Source organism: Facklamia sp. P13069 (assembly GCF_050409405.1).
Taxonomy (GTDB): Bacteria; Bacillota; Bacilli; order Lactobacillales; family Aerococcaceae; genus Facklamia.
Genome location: NZ_JBNUPN010000004.1, coordinates 35,269 through 50,688, shown reverse-complemented (window position 1 = coordinate 50,688; position 15,420 = coordinate 35,269). Strand labels below are relative to the sequence as shown.

Annotated in this window: 15 protein-coding genes; 1 reads left to right on the top strand and 14 read right to left on the bottom strand. The window is 36.5% G+C overall.

The window, feature by feature from the left end; genetic code table 11:
* Window positions 1-13 precede the first annotated feature (13 nt).
* Window positions 14-1,201, bottom strand: coding sequence for a M20 family metallopeptidase (locus ACQV2T_RS01965; protein WP_428873363.1), 1,188 nt, complete (start codon window positions 1,199-1,201; stop codon window positions 14-16).
* A 161-nt stretch (window positions 1,202-1,362) separates the two neighbouring features.
* Between ACQV2T_RS01965 and ACQV2T_RS01960 the strand changes: the two genes are divergently transcribed.
* Window positions 1,363-2,703 carry an MATE family efflux transporter gene (locus ACQV2T_RS01960; RefSeq protein ID WP_428873364.1) on the top strand — a complete coding sequence of 447 codons (1,341 nt, stop codon included), beginning with the start codon at window positions 1,363-1,365 and terminating at the stop codon, window positions 2,701-2,703.
* A 76-nt stretch (window positions 2,704-2,779) separates the two neighbouring features.
* Here ACQV2T_RS01960 and ACQV2T_RS01955 read toward each other — a convergent pair whose 3' ends face one another.
* The 13 genes from ACQV2T_RS01955 to ACQV2T_RS01895 all read right to left on the bottom strand — a co-directional run bounded on the left by ACQV2T_RS01955 (window position 2,780) and on the right by ACQV2T_RS01895 (window position 15,353).
* Window positions 2,780-3,130, bottom strand: a complete 351-nt coding sequence (locus ACQV2T_RS01955) for a hypothetical protein (RefSeq protein WP_428892645.1) — start codon at window positions 3,128-3,130, stop codon at window positions 2,780-2,782.
* 69 nt (window positions 3,131-3,199) lie between these two features.
* Entirely contained in the window at window positions 3,200-3,349 is a 150-nt protein-coding gene (locus ACQV2T_RS01950) for a hypothetical protein (RefSeq protein ID WP_428892644.1), read from the bottom strand.
* 122 nt (window positions 3,350-3,471) lie between these two features.
* Window positions 3,472-4,980: a DUF1846 domain-containing protein gene (locus ACQV2T_RS01945; RefSeq protein WP_428873366.1), complete on the bottom strand. Its 1,509-nt coding sequence runs from the start codon at window positions 4,978-4,980 to the stop codon at window positions 3,472-3,474.
* 157 nt (window positions 4,981-5,137) lie between these two features.
* Entirely contained in the window at window positions 5,138-6,217 is a 1,080-nt protein-coding gene (locus ACQV2T_RS01940; RefSeq protein ID WP_428873368.1) for a M42 family metallopeptidase, read from the bottom strand.
* Between the two features lie 11 nt (window positions 6,218-6,228).
* Window positions 6,229-7,020, bottom strand: coding sequence for a Cof-type HAD-IIB family hydrolase (locus ACQV2T_RS01935; protein WP_428885050.1), 792 nt, complete (start codon window positions 7,018-7,020; stop codon window positions 6,229-6,231).
* A gap of 128 nt (window positions 7,021-7,148) precedes the next feature.
* Window positions 7,149-7,412 carry a YkvA family protein gene (locus ACQV2T_RS01930; protein ID WP_428873370.1) on the bottom strand — a complete coding sequence of 88 codons (264 nt, stop codon included), beginning with the start codon at window positions 7,410-7,412 and terminating at the stop codon, window positions 7,149-7,151.
* Between the two features lie 85 nt (window positions 7,413-7,497).
* Complete coding sequence (locus ACQV2T_RS01925; RefSeq protein ID WP_428873371.1) at window positions 7,498-8,487, bottom strand: MsnO8 family LLM class oxidoreductase; 990 nt, start codon at window positions 8,485-8,487, stop codon at window positions 7,498-7,500.
* 25 nt (window positions 8,488-8,512) lie between these two features.
* Entirely contained in the window at window positions 8,513-9,004 is a 492-nt protein-coding gene (locus ACQV2T_RS01920) for an FUSC family protein (RefSeq protein ID WP_428873373.1), read from the bottom strand.
* 213 nt (window positions 9,005-9,217) lie between these two features.
* Window positions 9,218-9,352: a hypothetical protein gene (locus ACQV2T_RS01915; RefSeq protein WP_428893169.1), complete on the bottom strand. Its 135-nt coding sequence runs from the start codon at window positions 9,350-9,352 to the stop codon at window positions 9,218-9,220.
* Entirely contained in the window at window positions 9,353-9,718 is a 366-nt protein-coding gene (locus ACQV2T_RS01910; protein WP_428875263.1) for a DUF937 domain-containing protein, read from the bottom strand.
* A 127-nt stretch (window positions 9,719-9,845) separates the two neighbouring features.
* Complete coding sequence (locus ACQV2T_RS01905) at window positions 9,846-11,630, bottom strand: ABC transporter ATP-binding protein (RefSeq protein WP_428873375.1); 1,785 nt, start codon at window positions 11,628-11,630, stop codon at window positions 9,846-9,848.
* On the bottom strand, window positions 11,617-13,380 hold the full coding sequence (locus tag ACQV2T_RS01900; RefSeq protein ID WP_428873376.1) for an ABC transporter ATP-binding protein: 1,764 nt from the start codon (window positions 13,378-13,380) through the stop codon (window positions 11,617-11,619). The genes ACQV2T_RS01905 and ACQV2T_RS01900 overlap by 14 nt, the downstream gene beginning before the upstream one ends.
* 131 nt (window positions 13,381-13,511) lie before the next feature.
* A complete protein-coding gene (locus ACQV2T_RS01895) occupies window positions 13,512-15,353 on the bottom strand; it encodes a heavy metal translocating P-type ATPase (RefSeq protein WP_428893168.1) in 1,842 nt (613 codons plus the stop codon).
* Window positions 15,354-15,420 lie beyond the last annotated feature (67 nt).

The window sequence follows — 15,420 nt, the reverse complement described above, 5'->3', positions numbered from 1 at the left end:
ATGGGACTCCTTTTTAACCTACAAACTCATCAACGACTGCAGCCATTGATATTGCCGAAATTTTTAATGATTTTTCATCGATTTCAAACTTTGGATGATGATGAGGGTAACTATTTTCTGGATCTTCATTGGCACCAATATAGAAGAAACAACCAGGAACTTCTTTAAGATAATAAGAGAAATCTTCCGAAGGAGAAATAGGTCCACTATCTTCAACAGCCTTAATATCAGAGATATTTAGACTTTCAAGTGCTGATGTAACCCTCTTAGTAACTGCAGGATCATTATATAATACAGGATAGTCTGGCTTATACTCTAATTCTGTTTCTACTTGGAAACTTTCTTCTAAACCTTTGGCTAATTGTGTTACCATATCTTGAATAGTCTTAGCTGTTTCTTCCGACATTGAGCGAACATCACCTTCTAGAACTACCTTATCTCGAATAATATTAAATTGACCTTTACCATCGAATGAACCAATTGATAAAACGCCCATATCAAATGGATTTACTCGACGACTAACTACCGTTTGAGCATTCATGACGAAAGACGAAGCAGCTACAATTGCATCGTTTGCATCATGTGGAGCCGAACCATGTCCACTTTTACCCTTAATGGTTAATTTAAAATAAGCTCGGGCAGTTTGGGTATTTCCTTCATGCGTATAAACGGTTCCGAGTTTAAACTGACTCATCACATGAGCACCAAAAATGTAGTCTACATTTTCTAAGGCTCCAGCTTTAATCATTGCTTTAGCTCCTCCTGGTGGAACTTCTTCAGCTGGTTGATGAAGGATTTTAATTGTACCTTTAATTTGGTCTTTTAATTCAATTAGAGACTCGGCTAAAATCAGCATATAAGCGGTATGGCCGTCATGACCACAAGCGTGCATTACCCCATTATTTTTAGATTTAAATGGCAAATCTACCTCTTCCGTAATAGGTAATGCATCAAAATCTGCCCTTAAAGCGATTGTAGGTCCCTCTTGCCCCCCTTTAATTGTAATAACATGGCCATATTGTCCTCCTAAGTCCGTTTCGATATGATCTATATCAAGGTCTTTATAGAAGTTTTTAATATATTTAGAAGTTTCTTTTTCTTGAAAGGATAACTCTGGATGTTGATGTAAATAACGGCGGATTTCAATTATGCGTTCTTCTTTATTTTCGATTTTAGAAATTAATTGCTCTAATAGTGTCATAGCAAACGCCTCCTCTACTCCATCATATCTACTTTAATTAAAAAGTAAAGACATACACATAGGGTGATATATAATTAAGACAAAAAAATTCTCATCAAATTCTTACAGCTTTTTTCTTAGAATTAGGTATAATGAAAGGACAGTTTAAAGTGAGGTGTCCTATGAATAATCAAGATTTTTATCGTAAAATGTTAGCCATTGCGATTCCGATTTCTTTGCAAAGTTTAATCGTTTCGTTTCTAAATACTTTAGATACCATGATGATCTCATCACTGGGACCGGAATCAATCGCAGGAGTCGGCTTGGCCAATCAAGTCTTCTTTTTTTTCACTATGATTTGTTTTGGTACAGCCACGGGAGCTTCAGTAATGATTGCTCAATACCATGGTCGAGGTGATCTTGCTAAATTACAAAAGGTTAATGCTTTTTCGTGCTTAATTACCTTTGTAGTAGCTTGTCTTTTCACTTTGTTGGCATGGCTAATACCAGAAAGAATATTAGGCTTAATGATTGATGATCCTGCTGTCATTGCAGAAGGGTCTAAATATTTAAGGGTTGTTGCTTGGTCGTATGCCTTAACTGGCGTCAGCTTCGTGAACAGTGTGGCTCTTCGCTCAACTGGAAACCCTCGTTCGCCATTAACAGCCGCTATAGTTGGTTTTGTTTTCAATGCTTTTTTCAATTATGCCTTTATTTTTGGTAAGTTTGGCTTCCCAGAATTAGGGGTAGTGGGAGCAGCAGTGGGAACAATCATTGCTCGATTAATGGAATTATTGGTTATCTTTTACACAGTCAGTCGCTATGATTGTCCGCTTAATGGTTCGATTAAAGAGATGTTTAATTTTAAGGGAGATTTTATTCAAAACTTTTTGCGCATCACCTTTCCTGTCATTGTTAATGAAACCTTTTGGGGACTCGGTCAAGTATTATATAGTGTGGCTTACGCCATGGTTGGTACTAAAGAAACAGCTGCCATTCAAGTTGTTTTTGCCATCCAGAACTTAGCCTTTGTTTTAATACGTGGTCTATCCAATGCTTGTACGATTATGTTAGGAAATACGATTGGGCGCGGCGTTATGGATGTTGTTTATCCTCATGCCATCCGTTTTCTTAAAATGGGCGGAGTCATTGCCTTATTTGTAGGCCTTTTCTTATCCGTCACCCCTTCAATTAGTTTACAGTTGTTTCCCAATTTAACACCAGAAGTCTATGAACTTTGTAAGACTTTACTAAATTATATGGGCTTTATCTTCATTTTAAAAGCTATTAACTCCATTCTGATTGTAGGTGTTCTAAGAGGTGGAGGCGATACGAAGTATTCCCTTTTCTTAGAAATGGGATCTGTATGGTTAGTAGGCGTTCCCTTAGCTTTTCTAGGAGCGGCTGTGCTTAACTTTTCTATTCAATGGGTTGTAATGTTAGCGGCCACGGAAGAAATTACCAAATTAGTGATTGGCCTATTTAGAGTAAAATCCAAAAAATGGATTCATCAAATCTCATAAAAATAAAGACTGCCGCTCATAAACGGCAGTCTTTTATAATTAATGGAGTTCTTCTAATATTTCTTGCATTCCAGCTCTAGGAGGTAGTGTTGAATGAAGTGAAGCAAAAACCTCGTATCGACCAGTCGATCAAGCCAGATCGGTCAAAATATCTTTTGTAATATACGAATCCTTGACTTATTTTTAAGGCGAAGTCCGGTTCGATGAACGTAGCACGTCCAATAGCCACTAAATCCGTATAATTCAAGGCTTTTTGAGCAGCGTTAGCATCCAATACGCCTCCTAATAAAACAATTTGTTGGATAGTTAAGGGCACAGTTTCATGATCTAGGAAATCTAAATCCACAGCTGACGGACCATATACTGTTAAACCTTCGCTGGCTCTTTGATGAGCTTGGTAACCGAAATGGTGGATTTGTATAATCACTTTGTTGCCTTTAGACTTTACTTTTTAGCTAGTTCTTTTAAACCAGCTAAATGGGCATCAGAAAAGCAGCTAATTGCACCCTTCTTTGGTAATCCTCCAAGGTTTCTTGGCTGGACCCCCCTTTTTAACCCCCCAAAAAGACATCATAGGGGGTTGAACAATCCGGTTAGCTAATTGTGTACCGTGTCTTAAGCGAATAGAATCTGTGAATTTCTTCATCTTTTTCCTTCTAAATTATTATCGTAAATATAAAGTATTAAAACTAGTTTAAACTATTAATAAAAAACTTCTACCTACTGAGACTTCAATAAGTAGAAGTTTGGATTGAGTGTCATCTGGGCTTAATTACCTTTTAATGAACCCGAAACAAAAACGGCATCACAAGTAATATCAATCCCCAAGTTTTGTAATTGGTTTTTAGTATCTTGTGATAGGATGATGCTAGAATGCGCTTGAGCACCACTTAATTTAGATAAGGCTTGATAGGCTGCTTGAGCCGTTGGATTTGTCACTGCTGAAATTGCTAGAGCAATTAGTAATTCATTTAAAGTTAAAATGGGATGCTTACTTTGCAACTTGTTAGCTTTAAGATTTTGAATGGTTTGTAAAATCATGGGAGCTAAGAGGTCGATTTGGTCTGAAATACCTGCCAAGGTCTTTAGAGCATTCATAATCGCTGCCCCCGGTGCATCCATTAATTCGGTTCGTCTGCCAGTAATCATTTGTCCATCGCTTAATTGAATAGCAATGACTGCCGGAATCTCTTCCTGCGAAAAACGTTCCTTAACCGATTGAGCATAAGCTTGAGCCTTAACCACTGGAAGACGATCTTCAGCTGTTAACCCACTTTCTTCCATTAACAAGTGCATTTTCGAACGAACCTCTTCATCCACAATGCCGACTTTATAATCTTGTTCTACTTGGAAATAGCGGCGAATAATTTCTTGCTGGGCCGCTTCTTTAACAACTTCTTCATCGGTAATTCCCGATTTAATCCGATTAACTCCCATATCCGTTGGGGATTGGTAGATTAAATTGGGTGAACTCGTATTAGCTAAAATCCGACGAATAACTGGGAACATCTGCATGTCGCGATTATAATTGACCGCCATTTCGTTATAGGCATCTAAATGATAAGAATCAAGAACATTAATATCATTTAAATCAACTGTTGCGGCCTCATAAGCCACATTAATTGGATGTTTTAGTGGTAAGTTCCAAACTGGGAAAGTTTCAAACTTAGCATATGAAGCCTTAATTCCCTTTTGATGTTCATGATAAAGTTGGTTCAAGCAAGTTGCTAGCTTGCCCGATCCAGCCCCTGGACCAGTTACAATAATCAAAGGTTGACTAGTTTCAATGTATGGATTTTTAGCAAAACCATTTTCCGAAAAGACAACTTCCAGATCAGTTGGATAGCCATTAATACTCTCATGTAGGTAAACTTTAACTCCTCTGTTTTCAATGTTTTTCTTGAAGACAGTGGCATTTTTTTGTCCTTTATATCTAGTTAATAGAACACTGTTTACTTGAATGTCTAACGCTTGGTATTCATCAATTAGCCGCAACACTTCTTGGTCATAAGTAATACCATAATCGCCTCGCATTTTATGATGTTCAATATCTTCGGCATAGATACAGATAATAATCTCAGCACGATCTTTAAGCTTGGTTAAGAGCGTTAATTTGACGTCCTCGTCATAACCTGGTAGTACCCGCTTAGCATGCTTATCACCGATTAATTTACCGCCAAATTCTAAATAGAGTTTATCAATATTCTCAAGTCGCTCAAAGATATATTTCGATTGTTCTTTGAGATATTTATCGTTATCGAAACCTAATTTTTGCATCCTCCCAACCCCTTTCATCACATACGAATTATTTTATCAAAACTTTTGGTGGGACTAAAGATTTTCTTTATTAAATGAGTTAATAAAGACTTTTTTTCTTTTTAACGTTCAGTTTTACATGAAAAAGTCTGCTAATTACTGAATCCATTGTATTCTTTTACTTTAATTCAAAGTGGTTAAAGTCTTCTGCTGTTAAGTTCTTAACGAATGCTAGGCTCAGGTCCACAGTATTTTCGAAGTCTTTATAAGAGCAGAAGCAATAATTAGTATGCGCATAACGCGTCGGAGTACCTAAAGTAGCTACAGGAACTCCTTTGTTAGAAAGGTGAATAGACCCAGCATTGGTTGAACCACCTTCTCTTACCGCATGTTGTAAGGGAATATTTTTTTCAGTAGCTAGTTGCTGAATGCGATTGAGTAACCATTCGTTGGCAATATAAGAGTTATCCCGGTAACGTAATTGAGGTCCCATTCCTAAGCGAGCTTGTTCCAAGTATTCATCGGCAGTAAAGTCATCCGAAGGGGTCCCTTCAAAAACTAAGGCCATTTGGGGATTCACACGTTTACTAGTAATGACTGCTCCACGCATTCCCACTTCTTCTTGGGCAGCAAAGGCAGCGACAAGATTAAAAGGTAGATCTTTAAGATGATCTTTCATCTCATTCATTATAGCCACCGAAACGGCCACACCGATTCGATTATCAAATCCCTTGCCAAACATTACTTGATTGCGCTCATTAAAAGCAAATTTTGTAGCAGGCACAATCGGTTGCCCGATTGTAATTTTAAAATCTTCAATCACTTCTTGACGACTACTTGCCCCAACATCAATTTTTAAATCAAATAAGGTTATCTTTTTGGCTCTTTCTTCTGCAGTCATAAAATGAATTGGTTTAGAAGTTGAAATACCTGGGTGGTAATGGCCTTGACTATCACGGACTAAATAATGTTGGGCCGAAACGTGTTCTGCTAGCCAACCACCTAGAGGCTGTAAGTGGATTAAACCGCTCTTATCAATTGCTTTAACCATAAAGGCTACTTCATCAGTGTGGGAGTCTAACATCAAGGTGGGTTTTAAAGGGTCTAGTTGATCAAGGTTATAATAAGCATTCTTAAGGTTGTCGATTTGTAGACTATAAGCTCCCTTATACTTATTAAGGACCTCTAAGACTTCATCTTCAAAGCCAGGCGCCCCTTTAGCGTTTACTAAATCACGAATTAGGTGTTGATAGTTCACTTTATTCTCTCCTATTCTAATATTTTGAGTACTTCTTCAATAATCCCATCACCATATTTTTTCTTAGCTGTAATCATGGCTGTTCGTTTAACTTCGTCTAAAGCATTGAAAGCAGCAATACTACGCCCTGCTTCTTTTAATAAGTCAATATCATTGTGGTTATCACCAGCAGCTATAACTTGATCGCTAGTAATTCCTAGATAATCAGCGATCCAATGCAAGGCTCTCCCTTTACTAACATTCGCTGCTACAATATCCATCGCCCAATCTGAATAAGTAAGATAGCGATACTCTGGTTTAAGATTATTAACTAAAGCATGGAGTCGAGACAAAGCTGTTTGTGGATGGTCATCGACGATTAAGAATTTATCCACTTCCATGCTAGCCCAATCTTCTGGCTTAATTGGGCGAATGATTTGTTCAGTAAAGTTGTTTTTCAATTCATGTCGAATAAACTCAGTATCCTCTAAAGCAAACTCTTCCCCATTCACAACATAAACAACCGTTAGTCCCATGCTTAAAGCCACTTCGATTAAAGGACGTAAAGGTCCAATAGGAAAGCTAAAGGACTGAATTACTTGTCCTTCTAGCATAATATTAGCGCCATTAGAGGTCGCATAAGGAAGCTTTAAATCTAATTCATCAATAATGGGTTGCACAGCCTTAGCTGAGCGACCAGTTGCTAATGTGAAAGCGACATCTTTTTCAGCCAAAGTGGCTCTAAATTGTTCAAAATTGGGACTCCACTTCTTATTATGATCCAAAAGTGTATCATCTAAATCGGATAGAAATAATTTAAACATAGTTTCTCCTTACTTACATAATTTGTTATCATTACCTGATTTAGTATACCCCAAATATTATATAAAATAAATTATAAGCAAAAAGCCAAGTTCACTTAATTTGAAGTGAACTTGGCGAATTCATAGTATTAATTGGCTTTAATTGCTTGCTGAAGCATATGTTCAGGCAAACGTTTGACCACACTGTTAACCATTAAAGGAAGTAATAAAGCGTCATCCATAAAGCCTAAAGGACCTAAAAAATCGGGCAGCAAATCGGTTGGTAGTAAGACATATAAAAAAGTTGCAAAAATTAGAACTCTAGCTAAGATGGGTGTTTCTCTCTTGAATAAGGATGTTATAAAGAGTGGAAACTTTTCGACTAAAGTTAATTTAATCGGTTTCTTTTTCATTTAATCACTTCTTTCGGTTGACTACGACTCTACAATTACATTCTAAATGATTGTTGTTATACTTTAATCCAACTAGAGTCTGACTTTATTTAAAAAGTTCAGCCAGTAGTTTATAAGAATGTAGACGTGCTCTTTGATCAGGTATGGGCATATAAGCCATTAATTCATCGATGCCTAAGCGATCAATTTCTTCATGTAGAATCTCTCCAACTTGTTCTGGTGTACCTTTTAGGATAAATCTTCTTTGATATTTTTCGTCTAGCATAGCTTGTTCTTCTAAACTTAAATCGATGGCTTGAGCACGTTCAGAAGACATTAACGCTAAATTATTTTTACGAATATGAGTAATTTCGGAAGGTCTTGCCCAATAATCTGCTTCTTCTTTTGAATCAGCTAAAATAATTTTATAAGAAACCATCACTTTGGGTTCTTGGAAAAATTCACTGGGTTGAAAATGATCGCGATAAGCTTTAAATACAGAAGTTTCCGTTTCTACTCCAAAGAATTTTGCAAAAGAATATCCCAATCCCATTTGACCGGCTTTGATAGCGGATTGTCCAGATGACCCTAACATCCAAGGTTGAGCAATAGTCCGGGTTTTAACTGGAATGGCTTGAGTCAGGCCGTAAAATCCTTTGGGAATAGTATCTGTCATATAATCTAATATGACTTGAGCTTTGTCATATAAATGGTCAAAATCAATCGAATTTCCTTGAGAAAGAGCCATCATACCATTGTAATCCGTTCCTGGCGCCCTTCCAATACCAAAATCAATCCGATCGGGTGCTAATAAAGTTAGAGTCTTAAAAGTTTCAGCAACTTTTAAGGGGGAATAGTTTACAATCATTGTTCCACCTGTCCCAAGGCGAATTTGTTTGGTAACTGCTGCTAAATAGGCCAATAAAATTTCTGGAGCAGAACTAGCCAGGTTAGACCTACCATGATGCTCTGAAGCCCAGTAGCGATCATACCCCATAGCTTCCAATTCTTTAACCATTTCAATGGTCTTTTCATATCTGGTTTGAGTGGACTCTCCTTCATTTAAAGGTAATAAATCATGAATTCCTAATTTCATTTTAATCTCCTTCTTAAGTATTGAGTTAATGGTTTTTATCTGACGGACTGGGTAAGAGATAATTAATGGCAAGGGCCACAAGGACTCCCATGACCGTTGAAAACAAACGAATCAGCGTATAGCTTAATTGATTATTTACAGGTATATTAAAAAAAATTACTAGCATAGTGGCACAGCCGGTTATAATTCCTTTTTGTAAGTGAATACGATTAGCGACAGAAATGTATAAGATAATGGCTATTGGAGCGAGTATAATCAATATTTCATCTTGGCTAGATGTAATCGGAAAGAGGAAAATAAATAATAAAGCCACCACACCTGATAAAAGAACACCCATAATTCTTGCCTTGCCAAAGGTATAACTACTTTCCAAGTCCTGTCTGAGTGAAAAAATAGCCGCCAGACAAGAAAGGGTTGGACTGATTTTAAGGACGTAAAAGGAAAAAAGAATGCAAAGAAAGACAGCGACTGCTGTTTTAAAAGTACGCATACCGACCGGCGATTTTGAAAAATCCAATTTAACACCCTCTTTAAATAGATAGAATTATTATAGCACGGCTTCTCTAGATAATCATTATATCGCATATTTTCCCTAAAAAGGGATGAAGCTAAAAAAGTCCGCTAAGAATAGCGAACTTTTTAATCGTTATTTAAATAGATCCAAAATCCCACCCAGGATACCTTCCTCGCCATTAGTTTGTTCTTTATAATCAGGATGCAGCTTGATCACCTATAGGGTATTACCTGCGCTAGTTGGAACCTCTCCACGCTCTTTTAAAGAAGAATTAACTCTTTCATAAGTCTGACTGACTTCTTTTTGAGGGCCCTCTTTATCTAGTTTTTTAGCCATTTTACGATCGACCATCTATTTTAATAGCAAGGGTGCTACTACAATCAAAGTTCGCTTAACAGCATTCACAGACAATTCTAAAGTGTTGGCGATACAATCAAAAATAGTTGGCTTATCTTCAAAGACATGAGCTAGAATTTTATCTCTATCTTGAGGATCAACATTTTCGCTTAATTGGTCGACGGATGGATAGTCATTAATGTCTTCATGCTTGCTTAAAGCATTATTAATGGATTCTAAGCCTTCAAGTGTTTGAGTCTTTTTATTAATTGCTGTCAAGATAATTGGTAAACCAATAGTAGCAATTTTACCCAAGACTCCTAAATTTAAGCCTGCTTTATTAGCAAGATTTTTCTTATTTGTGCCTTTGAACCTTGTAATAATCTATCTAATAGATTCAATACATCAAGTAAGCCCATCATCAACTCTTTAAAGTTTTATTATTTAAGGATAATGTAAAAATTAAGAAAGAACTACTAAAACGCTGACTGAGGCTTTAGCAACTTAACTATTTTTCTTTTAAGGACTGTAAACGGTACATATCGTAATAGATTCCTTGATGAGCAATTAGTTCATCATGTTTGCCAACTTCAATAATATTTCCTTTATTCAAAACATAGATTTGATCAGCTTTTTTAATGGTTGATAAACGGTGGGCAATCACTATTAAAGTAGCTTGTTGTCTAATTTTATCTAAACTTGTCTGAATATATTGCTCACTTTCAGTATCCATGGAGGCCGTTGCCTCGTCAAGAATTAAGATTTTAGGTTGGCGAATCACCGAGCGCGAAATATTGATTAATTGTTTTTGACCAGCTGATAGGGAAGCTCCTCCCTCGGTTACTAAATGGTCGTAACCATCAGGGAAAGCTTCAATAAAGTGATCAGCTCCGGTGAATTTTGCAGCTGCAATTACTTCTTCATCCGAATAGTCTCCATGCAAACGAATATTATCCTTGATACTACCATAGAACATAAAAGCGTCTTGTTGTACTAAGGAGACTTGGTCTTTTAGGGTCTCTATGTCATAGTCTTTGATAGAGACTCCGTCAAAATTAATTTCTCCTTGATCAAAGTTATAAAACCGCATTAAGAGATTGATGATGGTCGATTTACCAGATCCAGTGTGGCCGACCAAAGCAATCATCTGACCTTGATGGGCTTGAATATTTATATCTTTAAGCACCAGTTGCTCTTGGTCATATGAAAAGCTTAAATCTTTAGTTGAAACTTCGCCATCCAATTGTCTTTGAATTTTCTTATTAGTTTGGCTGGGGTTAATATCTGAGTTTGATAACAGCTTACGCCCTCTGGAAGCAGATACCAGGCCATCTTGATAAACAGAAAGACTATCCAACATATTACCAATTGGATTAAAGAATGACTTGGAGTAAGAGGTGAAAGCATAAATTATACCGATATCTAAGTTGTTTCCTTTTAATAGTTGATTACCAAAAATCCAAATTACTAATACTAGAACAATTTGTTCAATCAAATTAACCGCTGGCATTAAAAAGATCGCATTCATTTTGAACATATTCGTTCTTGCTTTAACATATTCTTGGTTAACTTGGTCAAACTCATCTTTCATACGCTCTGTCTGATTAAACTGCTGAATTAACCACATTCCCATAGTCGATTCGGCCAATTTAGCATTCACTCGTGCCAGAGCAGACCGCATCTTGCGGTATACGACTGTCGATATTTTTTGATAAATATAAATTAGAATAAACACTAAAGGTAGAAAGGCAATAAACATCCAAGAAATACCAGCGTGTAAACTAAACATAGCTGTTCCAACGGTTACAGCATTAATGAAGCCATCAAAAAAAGTTAAGAAAACATTCCAGAACTCTTTAATTGTTTCAGTGTCATTTGTAATGCGCGAAACAACTTCGCCGTTAGGAGTTTGGTTGAAATAGTTCATACTTAACCGGCCTAGTTTTGAATACAGACGGTTACGCATACTTGCCACAGTGTATTCGCTCGCCATAAAGAAGTAAAAATCTTTGGCATAAATCAAGATCATTCTTATAATCAAGAGGCCCAAATAAGTTAAAGCCACTTTGATGGTGATATTAAAACTTGTCACTTGACCAGCTGAAATACTGTCTAAATAACGTTTAATAATAATCGGCAAATAGGCAGCAATAGATGAGGAAGCAATCATTGCAATGACAGAAATAAGAAACCGCCACCACTGATTGGAAGCGAAAGAGAAGAGATAACGTAAGATATCGATTTGTTCAAGAATTGAAAATTTAGTTTGTCTAGTTTTCTTATTCTTCTTCACCGACTTCACCTCCTAATTTCTCTTCTAATTGTTGTTGGGTAAACATATTGGCATACCAACCATTCAAGGCAACTAGCTCTTGATGGTTTCCTCTTTCAGTTATTTTCCCTTGGTCTAGCACAATAATCTCATCGGCATGCATAACAGAAGATAGGCGATGAGTCGCAATAATCGAAATGCCATTATCTCTTTCATCTTTTAACTTACTTAAAATAGCTTGTTCAGTTCTAGCATCCACTGCTGATAGGGCATCATCCATTAATAAAATTTGAGGCTGCATAGCCAGCGTTCTTGCAATTGAAATCCTTTGTTTTTGACCACCAGAAAGTGATACCCCTCTCTCACCTACTTCCGTCTCATAGCCATCAGTAAAATCAAGAATATCTTGGTGAATATCAGCTATTTGAGTGTAATGTTCCACTTGATCTTGTGACATATCTGGCCGGCCAAAACGAACATTCTCTCTAACAGAAGTTGAAAACAGCAGGTTTGTTTGCGGAATATAGCCTACATGGTCTCTTAAGTAAGTTAAATCAATCTTAGTTAAATCTTGATTGTCAAATAAAATCTGACCTTGATCTAAATCATAGAGACGAACTAAACAGTTTAAAAGGGTCGTTTTACCTGAACCAGTTTTGCCGACAATTCCTAATGTTTGTCCTTCGCTTAGTTCAAAAGTAACATCTTGTAAATTAATTTCTTCACTAGTAGGATAGGTAAATTGTTTGATATCAACCTTTAGGTTTTTAAATGGAAGTTTCTTAATGCCATCTTTTGGATTAGTAACACTCGCCTTTTGAGCTAGGAGTTCTGTTACCCGGTCATAGGATGCATTCCCTCTTTCCATGGTATTGACTAAACGACCCACTGCTAAAAGAGGCCATGTCATATTACCTAAATAAGAAAAATAAGCAATCAATTGACCAATCGAGATTCTACCCTCACTGACAAAGTATGAGCCAAAGATAATTGTTAAAACATAAGTTAATCCTGTAATTAAGTTAATGATAGGAGAATAGGCTGAATTGACTAAGTGGACCTTACGATTTTGAGCAATTACATTATCAGTTGCTTTTACAAAGTCTAAGTGGTCTTCTTTTTCTTCGCCAAAGGCTTTAATGACTGTCATTCCAGCTACACTTTCTTGCACATGATCATTCATTTTAGAAAAAGCTCTTAGGGACTCTCTAAAGTATTTATTAATCCACTTACCTAAGTATCTTGAAACAAAAATAAGCAAAGGGAAAGGAACAATTGTATAGAGTGTTAACTTCCAATCAATAATAATTACCATGGAAAAAAGTGTGACGATTGTGATAGATAAGGCATCAGTTAAGGTTAAAATACCTCCCCCAGCTACAAAGCGTAACGCTCGTAGGTCATTAGTAGCGTGAGCCATCAAGTCACCGGTACGGTATTTTCCGTAAAAGGTTTGATCCATTTTTGTAAAGTGGTCATATAATTTATTACGCATAATCGACTCTAAAATAGTGGAATTAGTAAATAGATTCGATCGCCACATATAACGTAAGCCATACATCATTAGACCGACCAATAAAAGCAATAACATATACTGTAAAAGAGAGGATGAAGTTAGACTACCTTTTGCCATTTGGTCAACTACTTGACCAATTAATAAAGGAATTATTGCAGATAAAACAGCACAAGAAATCAACCCCCCTATTGCCAAGGTATAGGTCTTCCATCTTAATTTAAAAAACCATGCTAATTTGCGAAAAATTGCAAACATTTTTTTCTTCCTCTCTATATTTTTTTCAAGTAACTCTTATTGTAGTATATTTTAATCTCGATTTCATATTAAATGCATAAAACTCTCCCAAAATACCAAAAATGGGAGAGAACCGAGATTAAAAGTAAAAATTATTCATTTAAAGACTCGTTTTGTCTTAAAAGACGAAGACCGTTTAAAATAACTAAAATAGTAGAGCCTTCATGAAAAACTACACCTAAAGGTAAGTCTAAAGTACCTAGAAAGTTAAGGACAATTAATATAAAGATGACACTAATAGCAAAGATAATGTTTTGCTTAATGATTCGATTTAATTTATGACTCAACTGGTAAGAATAAAATAGTTTCAATAAATTATTTTTTACAACGATAATTTCAGATGACTCCATCGCGATAGACGAGCCAGATCCCATGGCAATACCAATATTAGCATGGGCTAAAGCAGGAGCATCATTAATTCCATCGCCAATCATGCCCACTACCTTATCCTTTGCTTGACTTTCTTTAACATATTTTATTTTATCTTTGGGTAAGCATTCAGCCACTACGTCTTCAATCCCTACCTGCTGACCTACTTTTTTAGCAACTTGATGGTTATCCCCAGTAATCAGGACAACTTCTACTCCGGCTTGCTGGAATTTCTTAACCGCTTCAATTGATTCGGAACGAATCTTATCAGCTAATGAGAGATAACCTAATACTTTTTCTTGATTAGCGATAAAGATAGTTGTATGCCCTTCTTCTATTCGATCAATATATTGTGCATAATTTGCTAAGTGTTCAAAAGTAGAAGGCTTTCCAACTTGAATTTCTCCCTTTTTCATCCCTTGTCCTGGTAATTCTTCCACCTTTTCATGGGTATCTACTTCCGACAAGTCTAGATCCTTAAAATGCTTAACAACTGCTAGAGCAATGGGATGGTTGGAACCTTGTTCCATATAAACTACTTCTTTTAAGTAGTCTTCTTCTAGCTCATAATCTACCACATCAAAGACACCTTGAGTTAGAGTACCAGTTTTATCTGAAAATAGAATATCCATGGTATTTAATGATTCCATGGCTGCTCCACCCTTGACCAAAATACCATTTTTAGCTCCATTAGAAATGGCTGATAAAGTGGCTGGAGTAGCCGTAGCAACTAACGCACAGGGACTAGCCACCGTTAGCAAGACCATGCCGCGGTAGAAAGCCTCTTGGAAGGAATAATCCACTAAAAAATATAAGGCAACAATGAATAAAGGCACAGCGATTAAAACACCCATAGCATAATGCGATTCAAAGCGATCGATAAAACTCGCTATTTTAGATGGATTGGACTGGGCCTCTTGAACCATCCGAATAATGGAAGAAAAGACTGTATCTTTACTTAGCTTACTTACCTCTAGTCTAAAAGAATTTCCTTCATTGATTGTACCAGCAAAAACTTCTTCGCCTTGATTTTTTTCTACTGGTAAAGATTCTCCGGTTAAAGCAGCTTCATTTATGATTACCGATCGATCTGAGAAACCATCGATTGGTAAGGCATCACCCTTAGCTACCAATACTTGATCACCTATTTCTAAACTATCTGTAGGCACTTCTTTCGTTTCACCATTTGGTAAAATTTTTAAGGCTACATTAGGCACATGCCCCATTAGTTCTTCGATGGCCTTAGTAGATTTATTGGTTGCATATTCTTCTAAAACTTCGGCCCCTGCAAAGATGAATAAAAGCATAGCTCCCTCAGACTCATAATTAATAATAACAGCTCCTAAAGCTGCTAAAACCATGAGGAGGTCTACATTCAATTTTTTTTCAATAAAAGTCTCACTGACAGCTTCTTTAGTGGCAAAAAAGCCTAAAAAGAAAATAGCTAAATAAAAAGCAAACCGACTCAAAAAAGGATTAAATGAAAATAAGAAACCCGCGATCATTAAGATAGTTCCTATGGCAAAAAACTGCCCTTCACGATTCCTAAAGATACTAACCACCACAAAATCTCCTTCTTTCTTTCGTAATTCTCTAACAAAAAAAGCGCACCAAAGACAGTTAATGAAAACT